The sequence below is a fragment of the Knoellia terrae genome, from assembly GCF_048606435.1.
Taxonomy (GTDB): Bacteria; Actinomycetota; Actinomycetes; order Actinomycetales; family Dermatophilaceae; genus Knoellia; species Knoellia terrae.
This window is the reverse complement of sequence record NZ_JBMBWH010000010.1, coordinates 115,467-140,533: the sequence shown is the minus strand read 5'-3', so window position 1 is coordinate 140,533 and position 25,067 is coordinate 115,467. Positions and strand designations below refer to the sequence as shown.

Below are 25,067 nucleotides of genomic sequence, written 5' to 3'. Positions count from 1 at the left end.
GCACGTCGGGGTCGCCAAGGCGCTGGTGACCGAGCTGCCGATGACGATGGCCGCGTTGGAGCGGGGCGAGATCAGCGAGCGTCGGGCCACGATCGTCGTGCGGGAGACGGCCTGCCTCAGCAGGGAGCGCCGGGGCGAGGTCGACCGCCGGCTCGCGGCCACCATCGGCTCCTTGGGTGACAAGGCCCTCGCAGCGGCCGCCCGTCGAGCCGGTGCCGCACTGGACTCGGAGTCGCTGGCTGAGCGCGCCCGCCGGGCCGTCGTCTCCCGGCGGGTGTCGGTGCGCCCCGCGGCGGACGGGATGGCGTGGGGTCTCGCCGGTAGGTGTCCGAGCGCCGCAGTCCCATCCGCGCTTGCGCGCTGAGCGCGCATCGCGCTCCCGCCAGACCTAGCCAGCGGCGCTCAGACACCTACCCGCTCTCGCGGGGCTCCGACCTCAGCCGGGGCAGGGGCGCCTGGTTGGCCGACCGGGCCCTCGAGCTCCTCAGCGGACGCGCCAAGGGCCAGCCGCAGCCGGTCGAGGTGTCACTGGTGATGACCGACCGGACCCTGCTGCCCGCCGCCTTCGGCGGGACCGCACCCGTCGACGACTGCGCCACCATCCCCGGGTGGGGACCCGTCCCCGGGACCGAAGCCCGAGCCCACCTCGCATCCCTGCTCGACCACGAGGGAGGTGACGGCGACGGCGCCATGGTGTGGCTGCGGCGGCTGTTCACCGACCCCACCGGTCGCGACCTCGTCGCCCTCGACTCCCGGCGCCGCCGCTTCCACGGCGGGCTACGCCGGTTCCTCGAGCTGCGCGACCCCACCTGCCGCATCCCCTTCTGCGACGCCCCTGGTGTCGAGTCGGACCACGCGCACCGAGCCACCGACGGCGGCGCCACCGACGCGGTGAACGGCACCCGCCTGTGCCAGCGGCACAACCTCGTCAAGGAGCTCGACGGCTGGCACGTCCACGTCGAGTCCACCGGACTGGACGGCACCGGAGCACACGGCATACGCCTCACCACACCCACCGGACGAACGCACGACGCGGCCGCCCCACCGATCCTTGGCCACGGATGGACACCACCCCCACCCGACGACCAGGCCGACCACGCCCACCCACCCGAACCGATCGAGGACTGGTGGCCTGACGACGACGCCTACTGGGCGGCCTGACCGGTTCCCGGAGGGTTACGTCGTGAGCCAGACGACGGCGTAGGGCTCGAGCCAGACGTTCCCGTCCTCACCCCACGTGAGCGACGCGCCGGTGAGCTCGTCACGGGAGGAGTCGACGCCCAGCTCGTGGGCCCGGTGGCCGGGCCACGACCTCCACGTCGGGGTGACGTTGTGCAGCCCCACGAAGGTGCCGAGCGGGTGCTCACGCACCGTGACGAGCACGCCGGGGTCGTCGACGGGTCCGATCCGTGACTCGATGCTCCCGTGCAGGTGGGGCAGCGCGCTGCGGACCCGGATGAGCCCCCGGAGGTCGTCGAAGACCCGCCCCGCCGTCGTGGAGAGGTCGTGCCGGGCATCGTGCCGCTCACGGTCCAGCCGCGGACGGTGCGCCCACCGGTTGTCGTCCTCGTGGCCCGGCTGCTCGGCCCAGTTCGGGTCGTTCGACTGGCCGAGCTCGTCACCGCTCCAGATGACAGGGATGCCGCCCCAGCCGATGACGAGCGCGTGGGCGAGCCGCAGCGCGCGGGCGGCGAGGTCGACCTCGGCGTCGCTCTGCGCCGTGGCGAGGCCGAGAAGGCTGGCGGCGCTGCCGCTGGTGCGGCCGTCATCGGTGGCGGGGTTGTACTGGAAGACCAGGCCGTCGGCGTTCGACCCGGGGAACTGGCCGGCATACCAGCGCGTGAGGAAGCTGCGGTGCGCATGGCCCTCGACGCCGACGGCCGCCGCGTCCTCGTCCTGGATCGCCCACCCGATGTCGTCGTGGCAGCGCAGGTAGGTCAGCCACGTCGAGCTCGCCGGCTTCGTCGGCAGGTGCGAGAGGGCATGGGCGGCGAGCCGGACGTCGCGGGTGGCGAGCATCGACCAGACCTGCACCATGAGGCTGTTGTGGTACGCGAGGTCGCTCACCTTGCCGGTGTAGCGCCCCTGCCCCAGGTAGGCGAGCAGCTTGCTCGGCGCCACGATGGCCTCGGCCTTGAACGCGACTGCGGGACAAGCGATGCGGGTCACGGCGCGCAGCGCCTGCGTGATGGCGTGGACCTCGGGCTGGCCCTGGCAGTCGGTGCCCATCCGCTTCCACATGAAGGCGATGGCGTCGAGCCGGAACACGTCGACGCCGCGGTTGGCCAGCGCGAGGATGATCGAGGCGAACTCCTCGAGCACCGCCGGGTTCGCCCAGTTGAGGTCCCACTGCCACTCGTTGAACGTCGTCCACACCCAGCCGTCGACCTCGTCGTCCCAGGTGAAGCTGCCCGGCGCGAAGTCCGGGAAGACCTCGGGGAGGGTCTGCTCGTACTGGTCGGGCAGCGTCCGGTCCGGGAAGACATGGAAGAACTCCCGGTGCGCCGTGTCACCCGACCGTGCGGCCCGGGCCCACGCGTGCTCACGGGCGACGTGGTTGAGGACGAGGTCGAGGACCAGGCTGATGCCGTCCCCGTGCAGTGACGCGGCGAGGTCCTCGAGGTCGTCCATGCTGCCGAGGTCAGGGCGCACCGAGCGGTAGTCGGCGACGGCGTAGCCACCGTCGTTGTCGCCCTCGCGCGGCTGGAGCAGGGGCATGAGGTGGAGGTACGTGACGCCGAGATCGCTCAGGTAGGGGATCTCGGCGGCCACCCCGCGCAGGTCGCCCGCGAAGCGCTCGGTGTAGGCGGCATATCCCACCATCGACGGCTCCTGGAGCCAGTCGGGCCGCAGCATGCGCTGCAGGTCCCGCCGGTGCAGGGCGGCCGAGCGGTCCCGGAAGGCCTGTGCCGCAAGGGAGACGAGCTGCGCCCCCCGTGACGTGGCCTCGCGGCCGTAGAGGCTGGTCAGGGCGTCATGCAGGTCCGGCCACCAGCGGTGCAGCCGCTGGGTGAACATCTCCTGGCGCTCGGCCGACAGGTCGCCGAGGGCGACCGGGGGTGGGGGCGGTGTCGTCACGCCCGCCATTGTGGCCTTCGCGTGGTGGGATGGGCGGATGCTGCCCTTCCGACAGGTCGACGTGTTCAGCAGCCGGGCATGGCTGGGCAACGCCCTCGCCGTCGTCCATGACGCCGACGGCCTCACCGACGCCCAGATGGCGGAGTTCGCCCGCTGGACCAACCTGTCCGAGACGACCTTCCTCTGCCGTCCGACCGATCCGGGCGCCGACTACCGCGTCCGCATCTGGACGACGAGCGGCGAGCTGCCGTTCGCCGGTCACCCGACCCTCGGCAGCGCGCACGCCTGGCTCGAGGCGGGCGGCCGGGCCCGTGGTGAGGACGTCGTGCAGCAGTGCGAGGCGGGCCTGGTCATGGTCCGGCGTGCGCCGCGGCTCGGGTTCGCCGCACCCCCGCTGCGGCGCTCGGGCGAGGTCGACGGCGCCCTGCGTGACCGTGTCACCACCGCGCTGGGCGTCGACGAGCGCGACGTGGAGGCCATGGCGTGGGTCGACAACGGCCCCGGCTGGGTGGGGGTCGACCTCGGCTCCGCGCGATCGGTGCTGCAGGTCGTGCCCGACGTCGCCGCGTTCGCGGACCTCAAGGTCGCGATCGTCGGGCGGTGGGACAGCGCCACCGCCCGGAGCATCGGCGCCGACGTCGAGGTGCGTGCGTTCTATGCGGCGGGACAGGACTTCGGCGAGGACCCGGTGACCGGCAGCGCGAACGCCGGGCTGGCCCAGTGGCTCATCGGCGCCGGCGCGCTCCCGGACTCCTACGTGGCCCGTCAGGGCAGCGTCGTCGGATGTGACGGCCGGGTGTGGGTCGAGGCACGCGACGGCGAGGTCTGGGTCTCCGGTGACACGGTCACCCGGATCGAGGGACGGGTCGACCTCTAGCCGCGCAGCGCCCGCTCGAGGGCGCCCACGTCGGTGACCGGTGCGTCACAGACGAACCCACGGCACACGTATGCCGTCGGCTCGCCTCCCACGAGCGGGCGCGAGGCGAGCAGTGGCTGGCCGGGGGCGTCGGGCTGGCCGTGGGCGAGGACGAGCCCGGGGGAGTCGCTCCGCCGGACAGCAGCCAGCATGGCCTCTGCGGTCGGCCCCTCGCCGACGACCGCCACCTGCAGCGGACCGGCGACGGCGGCCTCGGCCACGGCGAGGGCCCACCCGGCGAAGCGGGGGTCCCGGGCGGCGATCGACCCGACGCTCGCCAGGGCCTCGTCGGCGATCTCCCGGTGCGAGGTGGAGCCGGTGAGCGCCGCGTGGGTGAGCCAGGCCCCGGCGAGCGACGAGACCCCGGACGGCTCCGCGTTGTCGGACTGGCTGCGAGGCCGGGTGAACAGCTGCTCGGCGTCGTCGGCGGTGTCGTGGACGAGCCCTTGCGCGTCGCGGAAGTGCGTCGCGGCCACCGCGAGCAGGTCGCCTGCGGCGGTCAGCCAGCGTGGGTCACCGGTCGCCTGGTGGAGAGCGAGAAGTCCCTCCGCGAGGTTGCCGTGGTCGTCGGCGACCCCAGCCGCGGCACCGACGACGCCGTGCCGAGACGCCCTGCGGAGCCGCCCGTCGACGACGTGCGTCGTGATGATGAGCTCAGCGCATCCGACCGCCGCGGCGACGAGCTCGGGCCGGTCGAGCAGCGCTCCCGCGTCCGCGAGCCCGGCGATGGCGAGGCCGTTCCACGATGTGACGACCTTGTCGTCGAGCCCGGGCTGGGGACGGACGTCACGGGCCGCCAGCAAGGTCTGCCGCACCCGCTCCCACCAGACGGGGTCGTCCGGGTCCTGCCGCAGCTGGAGCGTCGACGAGCCGTGCTCGAACGTCCCGCGATCGGTGACGCTGAGCAGCGATGCCGCCCGGGCGCCGTCCTCCGGTCCCAGCACCTCGGCGAGCTGGGCCGGGGTCCAGACGTAGGTGGCACCTTCGACCCCGGCGCCGTCCACGACGGTGTCGGCGTCGAAGGCCGAGGCGAAGCCGCCCTCCTCCGTGCCGAGGTCCCGGACGATGAAGTCCGCCGTCTCGGAGGCGACGCGGCGAGCCAGCGGGTCACCGGTTCTCCGCCACAGGTGCGTGTAGACGCGGAGGAGCTGGGCGTTGTCGTAGAGCATCTTCTCGAAGTGCGGCACGACCCAGTCCGCGTCGACGGCATACCGCGCGAAGCCTCCCGCGAGCTGGTCGTAGATGCCGCCGCGCGCCATCGCCTCGGCGGTGCCGCGCGCCATCGCCAGCGCGTCGGCGTCACCCGTGCGCGCGTGGTGGCGCAGGAGGAACTCGAGCACCATGGAGGGCGGGAACTTCGGAGCACCGCCGAACCCTCCGCGGGCGATGTCGTAGTGGCGGCGCAGCAGCGCGACCGCCGTGTCGAGCGTCTCGGACGCGAGGGGGTCGACCGTGCCCGCCTCGGTCATCTCGCGCAGCCGTCCGGCGATGTGCGCCCCGGAGGCGAGCACGTCGGCCCGCTGTTGTGTCCACACCTGCGTGACGTTGGTGAGCAGGGAGAGGAACTGCTCGCGCGGGAAGTACGTACCGGCGAAGAAGGGGTCCCCGTCGGGCGTGAGGATGCAGGTCATCGGCCAGCCGCCGTGACCCGTGAGCGCCGTCGTCGCGTTCATGTAGACCGCATCGACGTCCGGTCGCTCCTCACGGTCCACCTTGACCGCGACGAAGCCGGCGTTGACCACGGCAGCCACGTCGTCGTCCTCGAACGACTCGTGGGCCATGACATGGCACCAGTGGCACGCGGCATACCCGATCGACAGCAGGATCGGCACGTCGCGGCGACGCGCCTCCGCGAAGGCGTCCTGCCCCCACTCCCACCAGTCGACCGGGTTGTCGGCGTGCTGGAGCAGGTAGGGCGAGGTGGACTGGGCGAGCCGGTTGGCCATGCCCCCACCGTATGCCGGGTGCGCCCCTGTGCGGTCCGGCTCAGTCCTCCAGCGCCTTGAGCAGGGTGAGGTTGCGGGACAGCTCGTCGGCGTTCCCGCCGAACGCCGCCCAGAGGATCTCGACCCCGCAGCGGACGATGCTCCACAGGCGGCCGACCTCGTCGTCGAGGCCGGCGGCGTCGCAGGTGACCTCGAGACGGTGCCGGACCGACCACCGCATGGCAGGACCGGTGCCGAGCTCGTCGAACCTGTTGCGCAGCAACGGCTGCAGCTCGTAGGCAGGGTGGCCGGCCAGCGGCTTCGGGTCGATCGCCAACCACGGCGCGCGCTCGGCCGCGAGGACGTTCTGGAAGTGCAGGTCGGTGTGGAGCAGCACGCCGGGATGGGGGTCGGCGAGCAGGTCGCGCGCCAGTCCGGTGACGCGGGTGACGATGCGACGGGGGATGTCGGTGCGCTGGCGCAGCTGTGTGAGGTACGGGTCGAGGTAGGCCGTGAGCGGGCGGATCGTCGGCGGAGCGGGGACGTGGAGCTCACGGTAGAGGGCGCCGACGACCGCGCACGCCTCGTCGATGTCGACGGAGTCGAGGTCCCGCGTGGAGTCGAGGCGTTCGAGGAGCAGTGCGCCACGGGACGGGTCGGCCGCCACCAGCCGCACGGCTCCGCGGCCGTTCCAGCTGCGGAGCGCGAGGTGCTCCTGGGCCGACTCGGCATGCGGCCACCCCACCTTGAGGACGAGCGCCTGGGTCGCGTCACCGCTGCGGCGCTGCACCGGGTGCACGACCGCCGTCCACCCTGTCATCGCGGCTCCCACGGGCACGAGGTCCCACTCGCGCAGGCACTCACGGGTGAGCCGGTCGACGTCCGCGGCCCAGTCGGCGCCGGTCGGCCCGCCCTCCGACGGCAGCCGGCTCATCCAGGCGAGCCAGTCGCGGGGCGCGTGCGCCTCGGGCACCGGGCCCCGGCTCACGTGAGCCCGGGGAAGGCCGTCAACGGGGTGCCACCCAGGTGCGCCTCAGCGGCGACGCTGCCCATCCACCGAGGCAGGTCGGCGAACGCCGCCTCCGGGTCGGTCGCGGTGAGGCCGCCGAGCTCCGCCCCGAAGGTGCCCAGGAGCGTGGCGCGCGTCTGCGTCGCGAACGCGGCGGCCTGCGCGGGCGTGGTCACCGGCTGGGGCAGGGGGTACCCGAGCTCGGGCACCGGAGCCGCGTCGCCGGCCGCCTCCGCGATCTCGGCGGTCAGGGCCTCGAGCCGGGCGATCCCGTCCCGGGCCGTGCGCTGACCCCTGGCCGTGCTGCGGGCGGCGGCCACCTCGAGGAAGTACGTCGCCCTGCGGGTGGCCTCGACCAGGGGGACGAGCAGCTCGGGCGCTGACCATGTCGGCGCGGCGGTGGGGGCCTCGGCGCGGGAGCCCGTCGCCAGCTCCATCGCCGCGTGGGCCTGGGCGAGCAGGGCCACGAGGGGTGGACGCAGCACCGGTTCGGCCTGCGCGCAGCCCGACGACGCCGCGAGGATCGAGCCCTCCACCGCGGGCATCCCGAGAGCCGGGGGGACGGCCGGGGGAGCGGTCGGTGAGGGTGACGCCGTCGGGCTCGTGGGCGCCGTCGGGCTCGCGGTCGCCGTCGGGCTCGCCGAGGGCGACGGCGAGGGCAGGGCCGCCTCGGGGACACCGCGCTGACGGAGGGCGTCGCGCAGGACGTCGGCCTGGCGCCGGTGGAGCGGCGCGAGCGCGGGTGAGAGTGGCACCGTGGGGTCTGCCGGGGCGAGCGACGCGGCCCGGACCGCCCCGAGCAGGCGCAGGAGCGGCTCCTCCCCGGGGATCGGCTCGCGGGTCGGGACGAGCGGCACCCGGGGCGCGTCATCCTCGAGCCGGATGCCGCACCCGGCCAGGACGGTGGCGACGACCCCCAGCGAGCCCAGGCCCACGAGGCGCCGGGTCGGCGCCGAGGCCGGCGGCGTCGGGTCACCCATGGCGGCATCCTCGCACGCGTGGAAGGACCCGCAGCGGCCCGGCTAGAGTGGTCGTCGCCGCAGCAGGTGGAGCGGCACGAGAACTACAGAGAGGGAGATCGATGACCCGCGACACCGCAGTGCAGGAGCTGCTCGACGGTGCACTGGACGGCTCGGGAGTCGTCCTCGAGGAGCTCGTCGTGACCCCCGCCGGTCGCCGGCGCGTCGTGAGAGTCGTCGTGGACCGGGCTCTCGAGACCTCCGGTGACGTCACCGAGACGGTCGAGTCGCTCTCGCTCGACGAGATCGCCGCCGCGACCCGCACCATCAGCGACGTCCTCGACGAGTCGGACGTCCTGGGGGAGCAGCCCTACACCCTCGAGGTCACCTCGCCCGGCGTCTCCCGCCCGCTCACCAGCCCGCACCACTTCCAGCGCAACGTCGGCCGCCTCGTCGTCCTCACGATGAGGGGCGCCGAGCCGGTGACCGGACGCATCGCCCGTGCCGGCACCGACGACCTCACCCTCACCATTCCCGCGCTCAAGAAGGTTCCCGCCCGGGACGAGACCCATGCGTATGCCGCGATCGACCGTGGCGACGTGCAGGTCGAGTTCTCGCGCAAGGACGACCCGTCGACCGTGGCCGGCGACAGCGCCGATGCCGAGAACCACCACGACGCCGCCGACGCGTCGGGCGACAAGGAGAACTGACCCATGGACATCGACCTCGCCGTCCTGCGGGGAGTCGAGCGCGAGCGCGACATCTCGCTCGACGTGCTCATCCCCGCCATCGAGCAGGCCCTGCTCCTCGCCTACCAGCGCACCGACGGCTCCTCCCGCAACGCCCGGGCCGAGCTCGACCGCAAGACCGGGCACGTCACCATCTGGGCGCGCGAGGAGTTCGAGGTTCCGGTCGAGGAGGAGCCGACCGACGTCGCGACCTCCGAGGCGGCCGGGACCGCGGACGACACGGACGCCGACTCCGCCGCCTCCTCCGCCGCCGACGGCGCGACCGGGGACGACGCGTCCGAGGCCGCCCCCGCCGAGCCGGCCCCGCCGCGGATGCGTCGCGAGTACGGCCCCGAGTTCGACGACACCCCGAGCGACTTCGGCCGCGTCGCCGCCGCCACCGCTCGCCAGGTCATCGTGCAACGCCTGCGCGACATCGAGGACGACGCGATCATGGGCGACTTCAAGGGACGCGAGGGCGACATCGTCGCCGGCGTCATCCAGCAGAGCCCGGACCCCCGCCACGTCACCGTGGACTTCGGCTCCGTCGAGGGCATCCTGCCGCTGGCCGAGCAGGTCCCCGGCGAGAGGTACGTCCACGGCCAGCGGCTGCGGACCTACGTCGTGAGCGTCAAGCGCGGCATGCGCGGTCCGCAGATCGGGCTGTCGCGCACGCACCCCAACCTCGTCCGCAAGCTGTTCGCCCTCGAGGTCCCGGAGATCGCCGACGGGAGCGTCGAGATCGCCGCCCTCGCCCGCGAGGCCGGCCACCGCACCAAGATCGCCGTCCACACCAAGGTGCCGGGCCTCAACGCCAAGGGCGCCTGCATCGGCCCGATGGGCGCCCGCGTGCGCGCGGTCATGGCCGAGCTCCACGGCGAGAAGATCGACATCGTCGACTTCAGCGAGGACCCGGCGACGTTCATCGCCTCCGCCCTGAGCCCCTCACGGGTCCAGTCGGTCGAGGTCGTGGACCGCCAGCTGCGCGCCGCCCGAGTCGTCGTGCCCGACTACCAGCTCTCCCTGGCCATCGGCCGCGAGGGCCAGAACGCGCGGCTCGCCGCCAAGCTGACGGGGTGGCGGATCGACATCCGCTCCGACAACCCCTCGACGACACCCGCCCGTGGAGCCGGTGAGGGCGGTCCCGAGCGGTCCGATGACGCTCGCGACCCCCGCTAGGCGCTAGAATGGACGGGACCGACCGGACTGGACCCCGGACCCGGACGTCACACACCTCGGCACGCACACGGCATACCCCGTCCTCGACGGAGCCGGTGCGCACCTGTGTGGGATGCAGGGTTCCGGATAGCCGGTCGGCACTCCTGCGAGTGGTCGTCGGAGGACACGGGGACCTGGTCCCCGACCTCAGGCGGTGTCTTCCGGGGCGTGGCGCATGGCTGCACCCCACCGGAGACTGTTTCGACCTCGCCGTCCGACGACGGGCGTTCGGGCGTGCACTGCGAGTCAGTGGGCACCTGGATCCCAGCGCCGTGGCGGAGCAGATCGCCATCCACGAGCAGACCACCGACCATCCCCAGGGAACCGAAAGCGGGTTTGACGCTGATGAGCACCCGATGAGAACTCAGTAATGAGCTCCCCCCCCAGATAGCGGTCCGCGCCCTTCCTCAGGTCGCACGGACCAGAAGAAGGAGAAACGTGGCAAAGGTTCGAGTCAGTGCACTCGCCAAGGAAGTGGGAGTGACCAGCAAGGTCCTCCTCGAGCGCCTCAACGGCATGGGTGAGTACGTCAAGTCGGCGTCCTCCACCGTCGAGGCGCCGGTCGTTCGCCGGTACCAGGAGAAGTTCCCCGTGGACACGCCGGCACCCGCGAAGACCGCGGCCAAGCCCGGCGGCAAGGCGCCCGCCGCCCCGTCGGCGACCCCCGGTCCCCAGGCTCCCGCGGCTCCGGCAGCTCCGGCGCCTGCTGCGGCTGCCCCGACGGCCCCCGCTCCCGGTCCGGCCGCCCCCGCTGCACCTGCGGCCCCCGCTGCGCCCGCGGCCCCCGCCGCGAAGGCAGCGCCGGCTCCCGCAGCCCCGGCTCCCGCCGCACCGGCTCCGGCCGCTCCCGCGGCCCCGGCCGCCAAGGCGTCCCCCACGCCGTCGGCCCCCGCGCCCGCCGCACCCGCGGCCAAGGCGCCCGAGTCGGGCACGCGCCCGGCACCCCGCCCCGGTGCGGGCTCCCCGCGCCCCGGCAACAACCCCTTCGCTCCGAGCCAGGGCATGCGCCAGGGCCGCGACGGAGGCCGCGAGGCCGCCCGTGAGGGTGGGCGCGAGGGTGGCGCCGCAGCACGTCCCGGCAACAACCCCTTCGCCCCGAGCCAGGGGATGCCGCGTCCGCGCAGCGCCCCCCGTCCCGGTGGCGCCGCGGCCGGCGCGGCAGGTCCGCGTCCCGGTGGTGCCCGTCCCAGCCCCGGCATGATGCCGTCCTCCAGTGCGGTCGCCCGTCCGGGTGAGCGTCCCGGTGGTCGTGGCGGTCGTCCCGGCGCCGGTGGCGCTCCCGGTCGCCCCGGTGGCGGCACGGGTGGTCCCGGTGCAGGAGGCGGCTTCGCCGGTCGTCCCGGTGGCGGCGGCTTCCGTGGTGGAGCCGGTCGCGGCTCGACCGCCGGTGCCTTCGGCCGCGGTGGTGGCCGACCCGGCCGTGCCCGCAAGTCCAAGCGCGCCAAGCGCATGGAGTTCGAGGAGATGCAGGCGCCGTCGATCGGTGGCGTGAGCGTTCCCCGCGGTGACGGCACGACCGTCATCCAGGTGCGCCAGGGTGCCTCCCTCACCGACTTCGCCGACAAGATCAACGCCAACCCGGGTTCGCTCGTCACGGTGATGTTCCACCTCGGTGAGATGGCGACCGCGACGCAGAGCCTCGACGAGGACACCTTCCGCCTGCTCGGCGCCGAGCTCGGCTACGACATCCGCATGGTCTCGCCGGAGGAGGAGGAGAAGGAGCTGTTCGACGCCTTCTCCATCAACCTCGAGATCGGCGTCGACGCCGAGGACGAGGACGACCTCGCGGCCCGCCCGCCGGTCGTCACCGTCATGGGTCACGTCGACCACGGAAAGACGCGCCTGCTCGACGCGATCCGCAACGAGAACGTCGCGGGTGGCGAGTCCGGTGGCATCACCCAGCACATCGGTGCCTACCAGATCCACAAGCAGCACGAGGGCGTCGACCGTCCGATCACCTTCATCGACACCCCGGGTCACGAGGCGTTCACCGCCATGCGTGCCCGTGGCGCGAAGGTGACCGACATCGCGATCCTCGTCGTCGCTGCCGACGACGGCGTCATGCCGCAGACCATCGAGGCGCTCAACCACGCCCAGGCGGCGGACGTCCCGATCGTCGTCGCGGTCAACAAGATCGACGTCGAGGGCGCCAACCCGTCCAAGATCCGTCAGCAGCTCACCGAGTACAACCTCGTCGCCGAGGAGTACGGCGGCGAGACGATGTTCGTCGACGTCTCCGCCAAGCAGGGCGAGAACATCGACGCACTGCTCGAGGCCGTCCTGCTCACCGCGGACGCCGCCCTCGACCTGCGGGCCAACCCCGACCGTGACGCCCGTGGTGTCGCGATCGAGGCCAACCTCGACAAGGGCCGCGGTGCGACCGCGACCGTGCTCATCCAGTCCGGCACGCTCCACGTCGGGGACGCCATCGTCACCGGCAGCTCCTACGGCCGCGTGCGGGCCATGCTCGACGAGCACGGCCAGAACCTCACCGAGGCGACCCCGTCGCGTCCGGTGCAGGTGCTCGGCCTCTCCTCGGTCCCGAGGGCCGGCGACACCTTCGTCGTCGCCCCGGACGACCGCACCGCCCGCCAGATCGCGGAGCGTCGCGAGTCGGCCGACCGTCAGGCGAGCCTGGCCAAGGCCCGCAAGCGCATCTCGCTCGAGGACCTCAACGAGGCCATCGCGCAGGGCAAGGTCGACACCCTCAACCTCATCCTCAAGGGTGACGTGTCGGGTTCCGTCGAAGCCCTCGAGGACGCGCTGCTGCAGATCGACGTCGGCGACGACGTGGACCTGCGGATCATCGACCGCGGCGTCGGTGCGATCACGATGAACAACATCAACCTCGCGGTCGCCTCCAACGCGATCATCATCGGCTTCAACGTCCGGGCCGAGGGCCAGAACGCTGACTACGCCGAGCGCGAGGGCGTCGAGATCCGCTACTACTCGGTGATCTACCAGGCCATCGAGGAGATCGAGGCATCGCTCAAGGGCATGCTCAAGCCCGAGTACGAAGAGGTGGAGCTCGGCACGGCCGAGATCCGCGAGATCTTCCGCTCGAGCAAGTTCGGCAACATCGCCGGGTCGATCGTCCGCAGCGGCGAGATCAAGCGCGGCACCCGGGCACGGATCACCCGCAACGGGGTCGTCGTGTCCGAGAACGTCGAGATCGCCGGTCTGCGCCGGTTCAAGGACGATGTCACCGAGGTCCGCGAGGGCTTCGAGTGCGGCATCAACCTCGGGTCCTACAACGACCTGCAGATCGAGGACATGATCAGCACCTACGAGATGCGCGAGAAGCCCCGCGCGTGATGCGCCGGGTCCCACGCTCTGCGTGGGCGAAGCCCCGCGCCTGACGCATCGCACCTGAGGTGAGCGGCCGGCATACCGACACTCGGTATGCCGGCCGCTCCCGTCCGTGACGAGATCGGGGGACACGCGGGTGCCCGGCTGCGTTCGCCCGCGTGTCGCCCGATCTCGACCTCCCCGTGCCGGTTCGTCCCGAGTCCGTCCGCCGCCTAGGGTGGTCGGGCACAACGTTTCCCAGAGAAGGAGCTGTCGTGGCTGACGCCGCCCGCGCCCGCAAGGTCGCCGACCGGATCAAGACCCTCATCGCCGCAGGGCTCGACCCGATCGTCAAGGACCCCGACCTGGGGTTCGTGACCATCACCGACGTCCGGGTGACCAACGACCTCCAGCACGCGTCGGTGTTCTACACGGTCTTCGGCGACGAGGACCAGCGCGCGAAGACCTCCTACCTCCTGGAGACCAACCGCGGGAAGCTGCGCAGCCACGTCGGCAAGCAGCTCGGCATCCGGCTCACGCCGACGCTGGAGTTCATCGCCGACGCGATCCCCGAGACGGCCGCCCACCTCGAGGTCCTCCTGCAGGAGGCGCGCGAGCGTGACGCCCAGGTGGCTGCCGCGGCCGCCGGTGCCTCCTACGCGGGCGACACCGACCCCTACCGCCGCGATGACGAGGCCGCGGACGACGACACCGCAGCCGACAGCACCGCGCCGGCCGACACCGACCGGGCGTGAGCGAGGTCGTCGACGGGCTCCTCGTCGTCGACAAGCCGCAGGACTGGACCAGCCACGACGTCGTCGCGCGCGCGCGCCGCCTCTGCGGCACCCGCAAGGTGGGCCACGCCGGCACCCTCGACCCGATGGCGACCGGCGTGCTCGTGCTCGGTGTCGGGCGCGCCACGCGGCTGCTCACCTTCCTCGTCGGCTGCGACAAGGACTACGCGACGACGATCCGGCTCGGGCAGGGCACCCTGACCGACGACGCCGAGGGTGAGGTGACCAGCGCCCCCGGCGCCGCCGGCCTCGCCGACGAGGCCCTCACGGCCGCCGTCGCCACGCTCACCGGTGACACCCAGCAGGTGCCGAGCTCGGTGAGCGCCATCAAGGTCAAGGGCGAGCGGTCCTACCACCGGGCCCGGGCGGGGGAGTCGGTCGACCTGCCCCCGCGACCGGTGACCGTGTCGCGCTTCGAACTGAGGGACGTGCGCCGCCTGGTCGTGGACGGGCTCGACGTCGTCGACCTCGACGCCGAGGTCACGGTGTCGTCCGGCACCTACGTGCGGGCGCTGGCCCGCGACCTCGGGAGCGCCCTGGGCTCCGCCGGCCACCTCACGGCGCTGCGCCGCACGCGCGTCGGTGGCTTCGGGCTCGACCGCGCCCACCCGCTCGCCCACCTCGAGGCCCGTCAGGGCGAGCCGATGCCGGTGGTCCCGCTCGCCGAGGCCGCCCGAGCGGCCTTCGACGCCCGCGAGCTCAGTGACGACGAGGCCCGCACCATCGGCTTCGGGCAGCGCGTGCCGTCGGCCGTGCCGGGCCGCGCGGAACCCGTCGCGGCCTTCGCCCCCGACGGCTCCCTCGTCGCCATGCTCGACGAGTCCGGCGCCACGGCCCGGAGCCACGTCGTGTTCGCCCCGTCGAGTTCGTAGAGTGTCCAGCGTGCACCGGTTCACCGACCCCGCAGCCACCCCCGACGAGCTGCGGCCCTGCGTCGTCACCATGGGCAACTTCGACGGCGTCCACCGGGGGCACCGAGCCGTGCTCGCCCAGCTCCTCGAGACCGGCGCCGAGCTCGACCTGCCGACGGTCGCCGTGACCTTCGAACCGCACCCGGTCGCGGTGCTCCACCCCGAGCGCGCCCCCGAGCTCATCGCCCCCGGGTCCCTGCGCGACGACCTGCTCGAGACGACCGGGATCGACGGGTTGCTCGTCCTGCCCTTCACGACCGAGTTCGCCCGCCAGACCCCCGAGGAGTTCGTCCGGCGCACCTTCGTCGACGGCCTCCAGGCGCACGCCGTCGTCGTGGGTGTCGACACGCGGTTCGGCTACAAGAACTCGGGCGACGTCGCGACCCTGCGGGACCTCGGCGCCACCCTGGGCTTCAAGGTCGTGGTGCTCGAGGACGTCGGCGAGGGGGAGCGCTGGTCCTCGACCTCGGTCCGGCAGGCCCTCGCCGCCGGCGACGTCGCCGCGGCGGCGCGCGTCCTCGGCCGTCCCCACCGGGTGGTCGGCTCGGTCGTCCACGGCCACCACCGCGGCCGCGAGCTCGGCTACCCCACGGCCAACCTGTCATCCGACTCCGAGGGCCTCGTGCCGGCGGAGGGCGTCTACGCCGGCTGGCTCACCCGTCTCGGCCTGACCGACGGCGAGCCGGACCGCACCATGCCGGCCGCGGTGTCGATCGGCACCAACCCGACCTTCGACACCGAGGATCGGCGCACCGTCGAGGCCTACGTCCTCGACCGCGACGACCTCGACCTCTACGACGAGCGCGTGATGGTCGAGTTCGTCGAGCACATCCGGCCGACCCTGCGCTTCGACAGCATCGACGACCTCCTCGTCGCCATGGCCAAGGACGTCGAGCAGTGCCGCACGGTGCTCACCCAGATCGTCCACTCCTGACCCGCTGGCTCCGGCAGGACGTCGGCCTCCTCGTCGGGGCGGGCGGCACCTCGCTCGTCGGTGCCCTATTGGTCTGGTCGGCGACCCACCAGGCCGCCGGGACGGCATACCTCGCCCGTCACCTGCTCAACACGGCCGTCGGCATGGCGCTGGCCGTCGGCGTGACCCGCCTCGGGCACCACGGCCTGCGGCTCGTCGCCCCGTGGATCTACGGCGTCTCGCTGCTCGGACTCCTGGCCGTGCTCACCCCGCTGGGGCTGACGGTCAACGGGTCGCGCTCGTGGATCCCGGTCGCGGCCGGCTTCACGGTGCAGCCGTCGGAGTTCGCCAAGGTCGGCCTCGTGCTCGTCCTCGCGTTCGTGCTCGCCGAGCGCTGGGAGCGCCGCGTGGCGCCCACCGGACGCGACGTGGCGCTGGCCTGGGTGCTCGCAGCCGTGCCGGTCGCGCTCATCATGCTCCAACCCGACCTCGGCTCGGCCGTCGTGCTCGGGGCGCTGGCCTTCGTCGTCATCGCCGTCGCGGGCGCCCCCCGGCGATGGGTCGCCGGGGTGGCGCTCGCGGCCGCCGCGCTCGTCGTCGCCGCCCTGACCACGCCCCTGCTGTCCGAGTACCAGCGCGACCGCCTCGTCGCCTTCGCCGACCCGAGCGCCGACCCCGAGGGCATCGGCTACCAGACCCGCCAAGTCCGGCTGGCCATCGGCTCGGGTGGCTGGGGCGGGCAGGGGTTCATGGAGGGCCGGCAGACGCAGGGCGGGTTCATCCCGTACCAGCTCAACGACTTCATCTTCTCGGTGGCGGGGGAGGAGCTCGGCTTCGTGGGAGCCGCCGGGCTGCTCGTGCTCCTGTCCTTCCTCGTCATCCGCGTCTTCGTCGTGGCCGGTCGCTCCGACGACGCGTTCGGCCGCTTCGTCGGCATCGGGGTCGGGACGTGGCTGGTCTTCCAGGTCTTCCAGAACGTCGGCATGAACCTCGGCCTCCTGCCCGTCACCGGGCTGCCGCTGCCGTTCGTCTCCTACGGTGGGTCGTCGATGTTCGCGTCCTGGCTCGCGATCGGTGTCGTCAACGCGGCGTATGCCGCCGGACAGCGCCACCGCCCGGCCTGAGCCCTCGAGGGGCTGGGTTACCCGTGGGTCACGTTTGGGCTGAGCAGGTCCCCAACGCGCCCGGCCTGTGGCACCATTCCGCCCAAGCGCTCCCCAAGGACGAGGAACACGACATGCCTGCTGCAACCCCCCAGACCCACTCCCCGGCCGACGAGTCGGTCGACCACCGCCTGATCGAGGAGCGCGCCGCCAGTGTCGGCCACCTCTTCCGGCAGCGGGTGACGGCGACCCCTGACTCCGACGCCTTCATGTACGCGAAGGTCAAGGAGTCCGGGGACGAGTGGGTGACGGTCACGTGGGCCGAGGTCAAGCAGACGGTCTACGCGATCGGCGCCGGCCTCGTCGCCCTCGGCGTCGGGCCGGAGGAGCGCGTCGCGGTCGCGTCGTCGACCCGCTACGAGTGGGCGCTCGCCGACCTCAGCACCATGGTGGCCGGTGGGGTGACGACGACGATCTACCCGACGACCATCGACGACGACGTCGCCTTCATCCTCAGCGACTCCCAGAGCAAGGTGGTCTTCGCCGAGGACGCCGAGCAGGTCGCCAAGCTGCGCCGCATCGCCTCCGCCGTCCCGGGAGTGATCAAGGTCGTCACCTTCGACCCCGAGGCCGCGACCGGGGAGGACGACTGGGTCATCAGCCTCGACTCGCTCGAAGCGCTCGGTCGCACCGGCCTGGAGCGCAACCCCGGGCTCATCGACGAGCGGATCGACGCCCTCACCCCTGACCGGCTCGCCACCATCATCTACACCTCCGGCACGACCGGCCGGCCCAAGGGCGTGCGCCTGCTCCACAAGTCGTGGACCTACGAGGCCGCCGCGACCGACTCGACCGGCATCCTGCGCGACGACGACCTGCAGTACCTCTGGCTCCCGCTGGCCCACGTCTTCGGCAAGCTGCTCCTCACGCTCCCGCTGCAGATCGGCTTCCCCACCGCGATCGACGGGCGCATCGACAAGATCGTCGACAACCTCGCCGTCGTGAAGCCGACCTTCATGGGCGCCGCCCCCCGCATCTTCGAGAAGGCCTACAACCGCGTCCAGATGATGGTGGAGGCCGACGGGGGGGTGAAGCTCAAGCTCTTCCGCTGGGCCGAGGGCGTCGGACGAGAGGTGAGCGAGCTGCGCGCGGAGGGCAAGGACCCGAGCGGCTTGCTCGCCACGAAGTACGCCCTGGCCGACAAGCTCGTCATGAGCAAGGTGCGCGACCGCTTCGGGGGACGGGTGCGCCTGTTCATCTCCGGATCCGCGGCGCTCAACCAGGACGTCGGCCGCTGGTTCGACTCCATGGGCATGCTCGTCGGGGAGGGCTACGGCCTCACCGAGTCCTCCGCGGCGACGACGGTCAACCGCCCGAGTGCCTACAGGTACGGCAGCGTCGGCTGGCCCCTGCCGGGGACCGAGGTGCGCATCGCCGAGGACGGCGAGGTGCTCCTGCGCGGCGAGGGCATCATGGACGGCTACCACAACAACCCCGAGGCGACGGCCGAGGTCCTCGGCCCGGACGGCTGGTTCCACACCGGCGACATCGGTGAGCTCGACGACCGTGGCTTCCTGCGGATCACCGACCGCAAGAAGGACCTCTTCAAGACCTCGAACGGCAAGTACGTCGCGCCCTCGATCATCGAGTCGCAGTTCAAGGGCATGTGCCCCTACGTCAGCCAGTTCGTCGTCCACGGGGCCGACCGCAACTTCGTCTCCGCGCTCGTCACACTGGACCCCGAGGCCATCACCGCCTGGGCGGCCGAGAACGGGATGGAGGGGCGCAGCTACTCCGAAATCGTCACCTCGGACGCGGCGCACACGATGGTCCAGGGCTACGTCGACCAGCTCAACGCCGGTCTCAACCGGTGGGAGACGGTCAAGAAGTTCACGATCCTCGACCGGGACCTCACGGTCGACGGCGGCGAGCTCACGCCGAGCCTCAAGCTCAAGCGCAAGGTCGTGTCCGAGCGCTACAAGGACGCGCTCGACGCCCACTACGCCGGCGGCTGAGCCGGCGGTGCGTCCTCGATGAGGGGGACGAAGCGGTAGGACCCGTGGACCTCGACCCCGGCATCGCCGGTGGCCTCGCCGTCGCCGTCGAAGCCCGGGTCGCGGGTCACCCGGTGCATCCACCCCTTGACCGGGAGAACCATGACGCCCCCGGGCACGAGCTGGTCGACCAGCGCCCGGGGGAGGGTCTGCGCCTCGGCCGACACGAGGATCCGGTCGTACGGTCCCTCGCCCGGCGCGCCCAGCACCCCGGGCGTGGCGAGCGTGAGGCGAGCCCACGGCATACGCGCCTGTTCGAGGTTCGCCGCGCCTGCGGCGGCGATCTCGGGAACCCGCTCCACGCCCAGGACGGAGCCCGTCGGGCCGGTGAGGTGGGCGAGCAGGGCCGTCGTCCAGGCCGAGCCGGCACCGACGTCGAGCACCCGGTCGCCGGCACGGACGTCGAGCAGCTCGAGCATCGCGGCCACCGTGCGCGGCTGGGAGTTCGTCTGACCGTGCCCGATCGGCAGCGGGCCGTCACGTCCGGCGTGGCGCCGTTCACGGCGGGGCAGGAAGTCGCGGCGCGGGCACGCGGCCATCGCCTCTTCGACCCGCTGTGCGGCGCCCATGCCGCCAGTGTGCTCCGTTGGGGCCTGCCGCGCGGCGAACGTACCCTTGACCCATGCAGACCCGTACCGCTGGCGCCCCCCTGTTCCCCGAGCTCGAGCCCCTGCTCGAGCAGGTGAGCAAGCCGATCCAGTACGTCGGGGGCGAGCTCAACTCCACCGTCAAGGACTGGGACTGCGGCGGGGAGCACACCGTCCGCTGGGCGCTGATGTACCCCGACGCCTACGAGGTCGGCGTTCCCAACCAGGGCTCGATGATCCTGTACGAGGTGCTCAACGAGCGTCCGGACGTGCTCTGCGAGCGGACGTATGCCGTGTGGCCCGACATGGAGGCCCTCATGCGCGAGAGCGGGGTCCCGCAGTTCACCGTGGACTCGCACCGCGCGGTCGGCGACTTCGACCTGCTCGGGCTGTCGTTCTCGACCGAGCTCGGCTACACCAACATGCTCACCGCGCTCGACCTCGCCGGGATCCCGCTGCACGCCCGCGACCGCACCGACGGCGACACGATCGTCGTCGCTGGCGGGCACGCCGCCTTCAACCCCGAGACCATCGCCGACTTCATCGACGCCGCGATCATCGGCGACGGCGAGGAGGCGGTGCTCATGGTGAGCCAGCTCGTCGCCGCCTGGAAGCGCGAGGGTATGCCGGGTGGCCGGCGTGAGCTGCTGCTGCGCCTCGCGCGCACCGGCGGCGTCTACGTGCCCGCGTTCTACGACGTGTCCTACCTGCCCGACGGGCGCATCCAGCGGATCGCCCCCACCGAGACCGGCGTGCCGTGGCGGGTGTCCAAGCACACGGTCATGGACCTCGACGAGTGGCCGTACCCGAAGCAGCCGCTCGTGCCGCTCGCCGAGTCGGTGCACGAGCGCATGTCGGTCGAGATCTTCCGCGGCTGCACCCGCGGCTGCCGCTTCTGCCAGGCCGGCATGATCACCCGCCCCGTGCGCGAGCGCTCCATCACCGGCATCGGCGAGATGGTCGAGCGCGGGCTGGCGGCGACGGGGTTCGAGGAGGTCGGACTGCTGTCGCTGTCGAGCGCGGACCACTCCGAGATCGCCGACATCACCAAGGGTCTGGCCGACCGCTACGAGGGGACCCAGACCGGTCTGTCGCTGCCGTCGACCCGGGTCGACGCCTTCAACATCGACCTGGCCAACGAGCTGACCCGCAACGGGCGGCGCTCCGGCCTCACCTTCGCGCCCGAGGGCGGCAGCGAGCGGATCCGCAAGGTCATCAACAAGATGGTCACCGAGGACGACCTCATCAGCACCGTCGCCGCGGCCTACGGCGCGGGCTGGCGCAACGTCAAGCTCTATTTCATGTGCGGGCTGCCGACCGAGACCGACGAGGACGTCCTCCAGATCGCCGAGCTGGCCAAGCGCGTCATCGAGACCGGTCGGCAGGTCAGTGGCCGCAAGGACATCCGTTGCACCGTGTCGATCGGGGGGTTCGTGCCCAAGCCGCACACGCCCTTCCAGTGGGTCAGCCAGCTCTCCGCCGACGAGACCGACGCCCGGCTCGAGAAGCTGCGCAACGCCATCCGCGCCGACCGCCGCTACGGCTCCTCGATCGGGTTCCGCTACCACGACGGCAAGCCGGGCATCGTCGAGGGACTGCTGTCGCGCGGTGACCGGCGGGTCGGCGCCGTCATCGAGCAGGTGTGGCGTGACGGTGGTCGCTTCGACGGCTGGAGCGAGCACTTCTCCTACGACCTGTGGATGGCGTCCGCCGAGAAGGCCTTCGCTGCGAGCGAGTGGCCGATCGACGTCGACTGGTACACCACGCGGGAGCGCCAGGAGTCCGAGGTCCTGGCCTGGGACGTCGTCGACTCCGGCCTCGACAAGGAGTGGCTCTGGCAGGACTGGCTCGACGCCCTTGACGAGACCGAGGTCGACGACTGCCGCTGGACGCCCTGCTTCGACTGCGGCGTCTGCCCGCAGCTGGGCACCGAGATCGAGATCGGGCCCACCGGCAAGGTGCTGCTCCCGCTCACGGTCCTCGGGGCCGGCAGGGCGGGCATGGCCGAGGCCCACTCGCACGCCTGACCTCGAGGGGTGGCGGGGTGTCGGCGGGCGGTGCCACGCTGGACGGGACCGATCTCCCCCGTGGAAGGGGCTCCTCATGGGCCGCACGTTCCAGGTGACCTTCGACGCCCACGACCCGCGGGCCCTGTCGACCTTCTGGCGCGACGCGCTGGGCTACGTCCACCCGCCGCCGCCCGGCGTCGAGCTCCCGCCCGGGGCCGACCCGCTCGCGGCGTGGGACGACGTGCTCGCGCAGATGGGCGTCCCCGAGGACCAGCGCAACAGCCGCTCCGCCATCGAGGACCCCGACGGCGCCGGCCCCCGGGTGTTCTTCCAGCAGGTGCCCGAGGACAAGGTCGCCAAGAACCGCGTCCACCTCGACCTGCGTGCGGCGCCGGGTTTGGAGGGCGAGGCCAGGATGGACGCCCTCGAGGCCGAGTGCGCCCGGCTCGTCGAGCTGGGTGCGACGCGCGACCACCGGGTCGAGCCGAAGCCGCCGATGGAGCTCGGCTTCCTCGTCATGGCCGACCCCGAGGGCAACGAGTTCTGCCTCGACTGAGGGTGGGCGGACGTCACCCTGCGCTGAGCGCTGACGAACACGTGCGTTCGTCAGCGGTCCGCGGTATCGACCCGGCGCTCGTCCGGCTTCCGACGCTCGTCACGGCGACGGGAGAGCAGGCTCGTCGTCGTCACCGTCGCGAGGATGGCGATGATGACGCCGAGGGAGAGCAGGGTCGGGATCTCGGGCACCCACGTCCACACGTCGTGCGCCCAGTGCAGGACGAGCTTGACGCCGATGAACGCGAGGATCGCGGCCAGACCGTGCCCGAGGTGCGCCAGGGAGCCGAGGGCCCCCTGGAGGACGAAGTACAGGGCGCGCAGGCCGAGCAGGGCGAAGGCGTTCGTCGCGAAGACGAGGTAGGGGTCCTCGGTGATCCCGTAGACCGCCGGCACGGAGTCGATCGCGAAGACGACGTCGGTGCCGAGGATGGCGACGACGACGAGCGCCATCGGGGTGAGGACCCGACGGCCGTTCTCGCGGACGGACAAGCGGGTCCCGCGGTACTCCTTGGTGACCGGCCAGAAGCGGCGGACCAGCCGGACCGAGCGGAGCGTCGAGATGTCGACCTCGTGGTCGGAGTGCGAGAGCGCGTCCCGGAGCACCTTCACCGCGGTGAGCAGCAGGATGACGCCGAAGAGGAGGAACGCCCAGGAGAAGGCGGAGATCAGCTGCGCGCCGAGCGCGATGAAGATGCCACGGAGCACCAGGGCTCCGGCGACGCCGATGAGCAGCACGCGCTGCTGGTACTCCTTCGGCACCGCGAACGCCGTGAGCAGCAGGAGGAAGACGAAGAGGTTGTCGACCGACAGCGACTTCTCGACGAGGTAGCCGGCGTAGTACTCGACGCCGCGCTCACCGCCGTGGGCCGACCAGACCCACACACCGAAGGCCACCGGCAGCGCGACGTAGAACGTCGACCAGCCGACCGCCTCGCGCATCGACACCTCGTGCGGGCGGCGGGTGATGAGGAAGTCCAGGACGAGCAGGGCGAGCACGCCGGCGATCGTCAGGAACCACAGGGTGGGGGTGCCGACCGACTCGGGGGCGGCAGCAGGCAGGAGGGAGAGCATCACAGGGTCCTCACCAGATCAGTGGTGAGGTCTCCTTCACCGGCCACGTGGCCGGCGCCGCACCGGAGCCACCGTCTGGGTGGCCGAACTGACCGGTGCGAGCTTGGGAAGTACTCCCCTCGAGCCGGAGTGTAGGTGCTCACGCGGCTTCGGGCAAAGTCCGGCGCCGGACCGCGTCCTGTCGGGGCCGCGAGGGTAGGAAGGAGGAGTGCAGACGTTCCTCCCCTACGCCGACCCGCGCCGCAGTGCCGCCGTGCTCGACGACCGCCGCCTCGGCAAGCAGCGGGTCGAGACCTTCCAGGTCCTGCGGGCCCTGACCTGGCCGGCCTACGGCTGGAAGAACCACCCGGCCACGCGGATGTGGCGCGGCTTCGTCCCCGGCCTCGTCGCCTACGGGCTGGCCTGCGTCGACGAGTGGCGGGCCCGCGGCCGGGCCGACGCCACCCGGGCAGCGCTCCTCGAGTTCACCGGCGGCGTCGAGCCCGACTGGGACCGCCTCCACGACGACGGCCGGCTGCCGCCATGGCTCGGCGACGAGGCCCTCCACCTCAGCCACCGGTCCGCGCTGGTGCGCAAGGACCCCGACCACTACCGGCCGATCTTCGGCGACGTGCCGGACGACCTGCCCTACGTGTGGCCCGACCCCACCTTTCCCCGGTGGCCGGTCCTTCGCGGTGCCGGGCAGCCCCTCGCGCCTGCCGAGGCGGCCGCCCTGCTCGGGCTTGAGGCTGTCCCTCCCGGTGCCGACGAGCTGGTGGGCCGGCTCGCCGCCGGGCACGACGTGCGGCTCGCCACCGAGGACGCACCCGCGACCAGGCTCATCGGTCTGCTCGCCGGGCTCTGCACCCCCGGCACGACGATCTGGGTCGTCGACCTGCCCCCGCTCGAGCCCAGCGGTCCGCCCCCACGGCCCCGCGAGACCGCCGGCGCGGTGAGCTCCTCGATCGCCCGGGCGCCGTCACCGGCCGACCGGCTGGCGATGACGGAGGAGGCGGAGGCGGTGCCGGAGTTCCACTTCGTCCGCCACGGCCTCGTGACGGCGCGACTGGCCGACGAGCTGGGTGCCGGGCTGGTCGTCAGTCCGGCGAGCGTGGACCCGGGCCCGTCCGTGGGACGGCCCCTGCTCATGCTGCCCTAGGGTGACCGCACCATGGCTCGCCGCATCCCCGAAGGTCCTCCGCCGCCCCCGGCGGTCCAGAAGCTCCGCATCCGCTACGCCAAGCGTGGCCGGCTGCGCTTCTCGTCCACCCGCGACTTCGCTCGAGCCCTCGAGCGGGCGCTGCGGCGCTCGGGCGTGCCGATGGCGTTCTCGGCCGGCTTCCACCCCCACCCCAAGATCAGCTACGCCAACGCCGCCCCGACCGGCACCGCGAGCGAGGCCGAGTACTTCGAGATCTCGGTGACCGAGCGCGTCGACCCGCAGGCGCTGCGCCTCGCGCTGGACGAGGCCCTGCCGCCGGACCTCGACGTCGTCGAGGTGGTCGAGGCCGGCCCGGGCAGCCTCGCCGAGCGCCTCGAGGCGAGTGTCTGGCACCTCGAGATGCGCTCGGTGACCGTCGACACCCTGACGTATGCCGTCGAGCGCTTTCTCGGAGTCGAACACGCCGAGGTGACCCGCACGTTCAAGACCGGCCCCCGCACCTTCGACGTGCGCTCGGCGGTCGTGTCGATGGTCGTCACCGAGAGCGAGGACCCCTCGTGTGCGATACTGACGATGGTCGTTCGGCACACCACACCGTCCGTTCGCCCCGATGACATCCTGACCGCACTGCACGCAGTCTCCGAGCTCAGTCCACCGGTGCCACCACTGGTGACCCGGCTGGCCCAGGGCCCACTGCTTGCTGCAGCTGCCGGGGTGGCCGATCCACTGGCCGCCGACAAGGACGCCATTGGTCCCTGATCGGTGCCGCTGCGGATCAGAAAGCCGCGCGAACTGCACCAGGGAC

21 protein-coding genes and 1 pseudogene are annotated in these 25,067 nt (G+C 72.4%); 16 read left to right on the top strand and 6 right to left on the bottom strand.

Annotation, left to right across the window (positions count from 1 at the left end; all coding sequences use genetic code 11):
- A pseudogene (locus ACOJV9_RS14130) lies at nucleotides 1–364 on the top strand (HNH endonuclease); the annotation flags it as partial.
- Between the two features lie 95 nt (nucleotides 365–459).
- Complete coding sequence (locus tag ACOJV9_RS14125; protein WP_420185856.1) at nucleotides 460–1,161, top strand: HNH endonuclease signature motif containing protein; 702 nt, start codon at nucleotides 460–462, stop codon at nucleotides 1,159–1,161.
- A 15-nt stretch (nucleotides 1,162–1,176) separates the two neighbouring features.
- Here the strand turns inward: ACOJV9_RS14125 and ACOJV9_RS14120 are convergent, their stop codons facing one another.
- A complete protein-coding gene (locus tag ACOJV9_RS14120; protein WP_420185855.1) occupies nucleotides 1,177–3,087 on the bottom strand; it encodes an alpha-amylase family protein in 1,911 nt (636 codons plus the stop codon).
- A 28-nt stretch (nucleotides 3,088–3,115) separates the two neighbouring features.
- On the opposite strand from ACOJV9_RS14120, the gene ACOJV9_RS14115 reads away from it, so the two are divergent.
- Nucleotides 3,116–3,955, top strand: a complete 840-nt coding sequence (locus tag ACOJV9_RS14115) for a PhzF family phenazine biosynthesis protein (RefSeq protein ID WP_420185854.1) — start codon at nucleotides 3,116–3,118, stop codon at nucleotides 3,953–3,955.
- On the opposite strand, the gene ACOJV9_RS14110 is transcribed toward ACOJV9_RS14115, so the two are convergent.
- The 3 genes from ACOJV9_RS14110 to ACOJV9_RS14100 are packed head-to-tail and all read right to left on the bottom strand — an operon-like array spanning nucleotide 3,952 to nucleotide 7,908.
- Nucleotides 3,952–5,940: a thioredoxin domain-containing protein gene (locus ACOJV9_RS14110; RefSeq protein ID WP_420185853.1), complete on the bottom strand. Its 1,989-nt coding sequence runs from the start codon at nucleotides 5,938–5,940 to the stop codon at nucleotides 3,952–3,954. The two genes, ACOJV9_RS14115 and ACOJV9_RS14110, sit on opposite strands and share 4 nt — an antisense overlap.
- A 40-nt stretch (nucleotides 5,941–5,980) precedes the next feature.
- Nucleotides 5,981–6,892 carry an aminoglycoside phosphotransferase family protein gene (locus tag ACOJV9_RS14105; protein ID WP_420185852.1) on the bottom strand — a complete coding sequence of 304 codons (912 nt, stop codon included), beginning with the start codon at nucleotides 6,890–6,892 and terminating at the stop codon, nucleotides 5,981–5,983.
- Nucleotides 6,893–6,903: 11 nt separating this feature from the next.
- Nucleotides 6,904–7,908, bottom strand: coding sequence for a hypothetical protein (locus ACOJV9_RS14100; RefSeq protein WP_420185851.1), 1,005 nt, complete (start codon nucleotides 7,906–7,908; stop codon nucleotides 6,904–6,906).
- A gap of 101 nt (nucleotides 7,909–8,009) precedes the next feature.
- On the opposite strand from ACOJV9_RS14100, the gene rimP reads away from it, so the two are divergent.
- From rimP to ACOJV9_RS14055, 9 genes are all read left to right on the top strand, one after another.
- Nucleotides 8,010–8,597 (top strand): ribosome maturation factor RimP, encoded by a 588-nt coding sequence (rimP, locus tag ACOJV9_RS14095; RefSeq protein WP_420185850.1) that lies wholly within the window; start codon nucleotides 8,010–8,012, stop codon nucleotides 8,595–8,597.
- A 3-nt stretch (nucleotides 8,598–8,600) separates the two neighbouring features.
- Nucleotides 8,601–9,794 (top strand): transcription termination factor NusA, encoded by a 1,194-nt coding sequence (gene nusA, locus ACOJV9_RS14090; RefSeq protein WP_420185849.1) that lies wholly within the window; start codon nucleotides 8,601–8,603, stop codon nucleotides 9,792–9,794.
- 8 nt (nucleotides 9,795–9,802) lie between these two features.
- Nucleotides 9,803–10,204: a YlxR family protein gene (locus tag ACOJV9_RS14085; RefSeq protein ID WP_420185848.1), complete on the top strand. Its 402-nt coding sequence runs from the start codon at nucleotides 9,803–9,805 to the stop codon at nucleotides 10,202–10,204.
- 67 nt (nucleotides 10,205–10,271) lie between these two features.
- A complete protein-coding gene (gene infB, locus ACOJV9_RS14080) occupies nucleotides 10,272–13,148 on the top strand; it encodes a translation initiation factor IF-2 (protein WP_420185847.1) in 2,877 nt (958 codons plus the stop codon).
- A gap of 248 nt (nucleotides 13,149–13,396) precedes the next feature.
- Nucleotides 13,397–13,876: a 30S ribosome-binding factor RbfA gene (gene rbfA / locus ACOJV9_RS14075; protein WP_420185846.1), complete on the top strand. Its 480-nt coding sequence runs from the start codon at nucleotides 13,397–13,399 to the stop codon at nucleotides 13,874–13,876.
- Nucleotides 13,873–14,787 carry a tRNA pseudouridine(55) synthase TruB gene (truB, locus tag ACOJV9_RS14070; protein ID WP_420185845.1) on the top strand — a complete coding sequence of 305 codons (915 nt, stop codon included), beginning with the start codon at nucleotides 13,873–13,875 and terminating at the stop codon, nucleotides 14,785–14,787. The genes rbfA and truB overlap by 4 nt, the downstream gene beginning before the upstream one ends.
- Nucleotides 14,788–14,797: 10 nt before the next feature.
- Complete coding sequence (locus ACOJV9_RS14065; protein ID WP_420185844.1) at nucleotides 14,798–15,760, top strand: bifunctional riboflavin kinase/FAD synthetase; 963 nt, start codon at nucleotides 14,798–14,800, stop codon at nucleotides 15,758–15,760.
- The gene (gene rodA, locus ACOJV9_RS14060; RefSeq protein ID WP_420185843.1) at nucleotides 15,724–16,863 is read left to right on the top strand and encodes a rod shape-determining protein RodA; all 1,140 of its coding nucleotides are present in this window, start codon (nucleotides 15,724–15,726) and stop codon (nucleotides 16,861–16,863) included. The genes ACOJV9_RS14065 and rodA overlap by 37 nt, the downstream gene beginning before the upstream one ends.
- Before the next feature lie 113 nt (nucleotides 16,864–16,976).
- On the top strand, nucleotides 16,977–18,857 hold the full coding sequence (locus ACOJV9_RS14055; protein WP_420185842.1) for an AMP-dependent synthetase/ligase: 1,881 nt from the start codon (nucleotides 16,977–16,979) through the stop codon (nucleotides 18,855–18,857).
- Here ACOJV9_RS14055 and ACOJV9_RS14050 read toward each other — a convergent pair.
- The gene (locus tag ACOJV9_RS14050) at nucleotides 18,842–19,465 is read right to left on the bottom strand and encodes a protein-L-isoaspartate O-methyltransferase family protein (protein ID WP_420185841.1); all 624 of its coding nucleotides are present in this window, start codon (nucleotides 19,463–19,465) and stop codon (nucleotides 18,842–18,844) included. The two genes, ACOJV9_RS14055 and ACOJV9_RS14050, sit on opposite strands and share 16 nt — an antisense overlap.
- Before the next feature lie 53 nt (nucleotides 19,466–19,518).
- Between ACOJV9_RS14050 and ACOJV9_RS14045 the strand changes: the two genes are divergently transcribed.
- The gene (locus ACOJV9_RS14045) at nucleotides 19,519–21,510 is read left to right on the top strand and encodes a TIGR03960 family B12-binding radical SAM protein (protein ID WP_420185840.1); all 1,992 of its coding nucleotides are present in this window, start codon (nucleotides 19,519–19,521) and stop codon (nucleotides 21,508–21,510) included.
- Nucleotides 21,511–21,586: 76 nt separating this feature from the next.
- Nucleotides 21,587–22,048: a VOC family protein gene (locus tag ACOJV9_RS14040; RefSeq protein WP_420185839.1), complete on the top strand. Its 462-nt coding sequence runs from the start codon at nucleotides 21,587–21,589 to the stop codon at nucleotides 22,046–22,048.
- 50 nt (nucleotides 22,049–22,098) lie between these two features.
- Here the strand turns inward: ACOJV9_RS14040 and ACOJV9_RS14035 are convergent, their stop codons facing one another.
- Nucleotides 22,099–23,121 carry a TerC family protein gene (locus ACOJV9_RS14035; protein WP_420185838.1) on the bottom strand — a complete coding sequence of 341 codons (1,023 nt, stop codon included), beginning with the start codon at nucleotides 23,119–23,121 and terminating at the stop codon, nucleotides 22,099–22,101.
- Nucleotides 23,122–23,329: 208 nt separating this feature from the next.
- Here ACOJV9_RS14035 and ACOJV9_RS14030 point away from each other — a divergent pair, with 208 nt between their 5' ends.
- On the top strand, nucleotides 23,330–24,259 hold the full coding sequence (locus ACOJV9_RS14030; protein WP_420185837.1) for an MSMEG_6728 family protein: 930 nt from the start codon (nucleotides 23,330–23,332) through the stop codon (nucleotides 24,257–24,259).
- Between the two features lie 12 nt (nucleotides 24,260–24,271).
- Complete coding sequence (locus ACOJV9_RS14025) at nucleotides 24,272–25,021, top strand: TIGR03936 family radical SAM-associated protein (RefSeq protein ID WP_420185836.1); 750 nt, start codon at nucleotides 24,272–24,274, stop codon at nucleotides 25,019–25,021.
- The last annotated feature ends 46 nt before the right edge of the window (nucleotides 25,022–25,067 follow it).

Excerpts from the sequence above, each read along its gene's own strand:
- ACOJV9_RS14085 (WP_420185848.1), top strand. The coding sequence starts at position 9,803 with ATGGACGGGACCGACCGGACTGGACCCCGGACCCGGACGTCACACACC.
- ACOJV9_RS14100 (WP_420185851.1), bottom strand. The coding sequence starts at position 7,908 with ATGGGTGACCCGACGCCGCCGGCCTCGGCGCCGACCCGGCGCCTCGTG.
- ACOJV9_RS14110 (WP_420185853.1), bottom strand. The coding sequence starts at position 5,940 with ATGGCCAACCGGCTCGCCCAGTCCACCTCGCCCTACCTGCTCCAGCAC.
- rimP (WP_420185850.1), top strand. The coding sequence starts at position 8,010 with ATGACCCGCGACACCGCAGTGCAGGAGCTGCTCGACGGTGCACTGGAC.
- ACOJV9_RS14055 (WP_420185842.1), top strand. The coding sequence starts at position 16,977 with ATGCCTGCTGCAACCCCCCAGACCCACTCCCCGGCCGACGAGTCGGTC.
- nusA (WP_420185849.1), top strand. The coding sequence starts at position 8,601 with ATGGACATCGACCTCGCCGTCCTGCGGGGAGTCGAGCGCGAGCGCGAC.
- ACOJV9_RS14045 (WP_420185840.1), top strand. The coding sequence starts at position 19,519 with ATGCAGACCCGTACCGCTGGCGCCCCCCTGTTCCCCGAGCTCGAGCCC.
- ACOJV9_RS14025 (WP_420185836.1), top strand. The coding sequence starts at position 24,272 with ATGGCTCGCCGCATCCCCGAAGGTCCTCCGCCGCCCCCGGCGGTCCAG.
- ACOJV9_RS14040 (WP_420185839.1), top strand. The coding sequence starts at position 21,587 with ATGGGCCGCACGTTCCAGGTGACCTTCGACGCCCACGACCCGCGGGCC.
- ACOJV9_RS14115 (WP_420185854.1), top strand. The coding sequence starts at position 3,116 with ATGCTGCCCTTCCGACAGGTCGACGTGTTCAGCAGCCGGGCATGGCTG.
- ACOJV9_RS14035 (WP_420185838.1), bottom strand. The coding sequence starts at position 23,121 with ATGCTCTCCCTCCTGCCTGCTGCCGCCCCCGAGTCGGTCGGCACCCCC.
- ACOJV9_RS14120 (WP_420185855.1), bottom strand. The coding sequence starts at position 3,087 with ATGGCGGGCGTGACGACACCGCCCCCACCCCCGGTCGCCCTCGGCGAC.
- ACOJV9_RS14050 (WP_420185841.1), bottom strand. The coding sequence starts at position 19,465 with ATGGGCGCCGCACAGCGGGTCGAAGAGGCGATGGCCGCGTGCCCGCGC.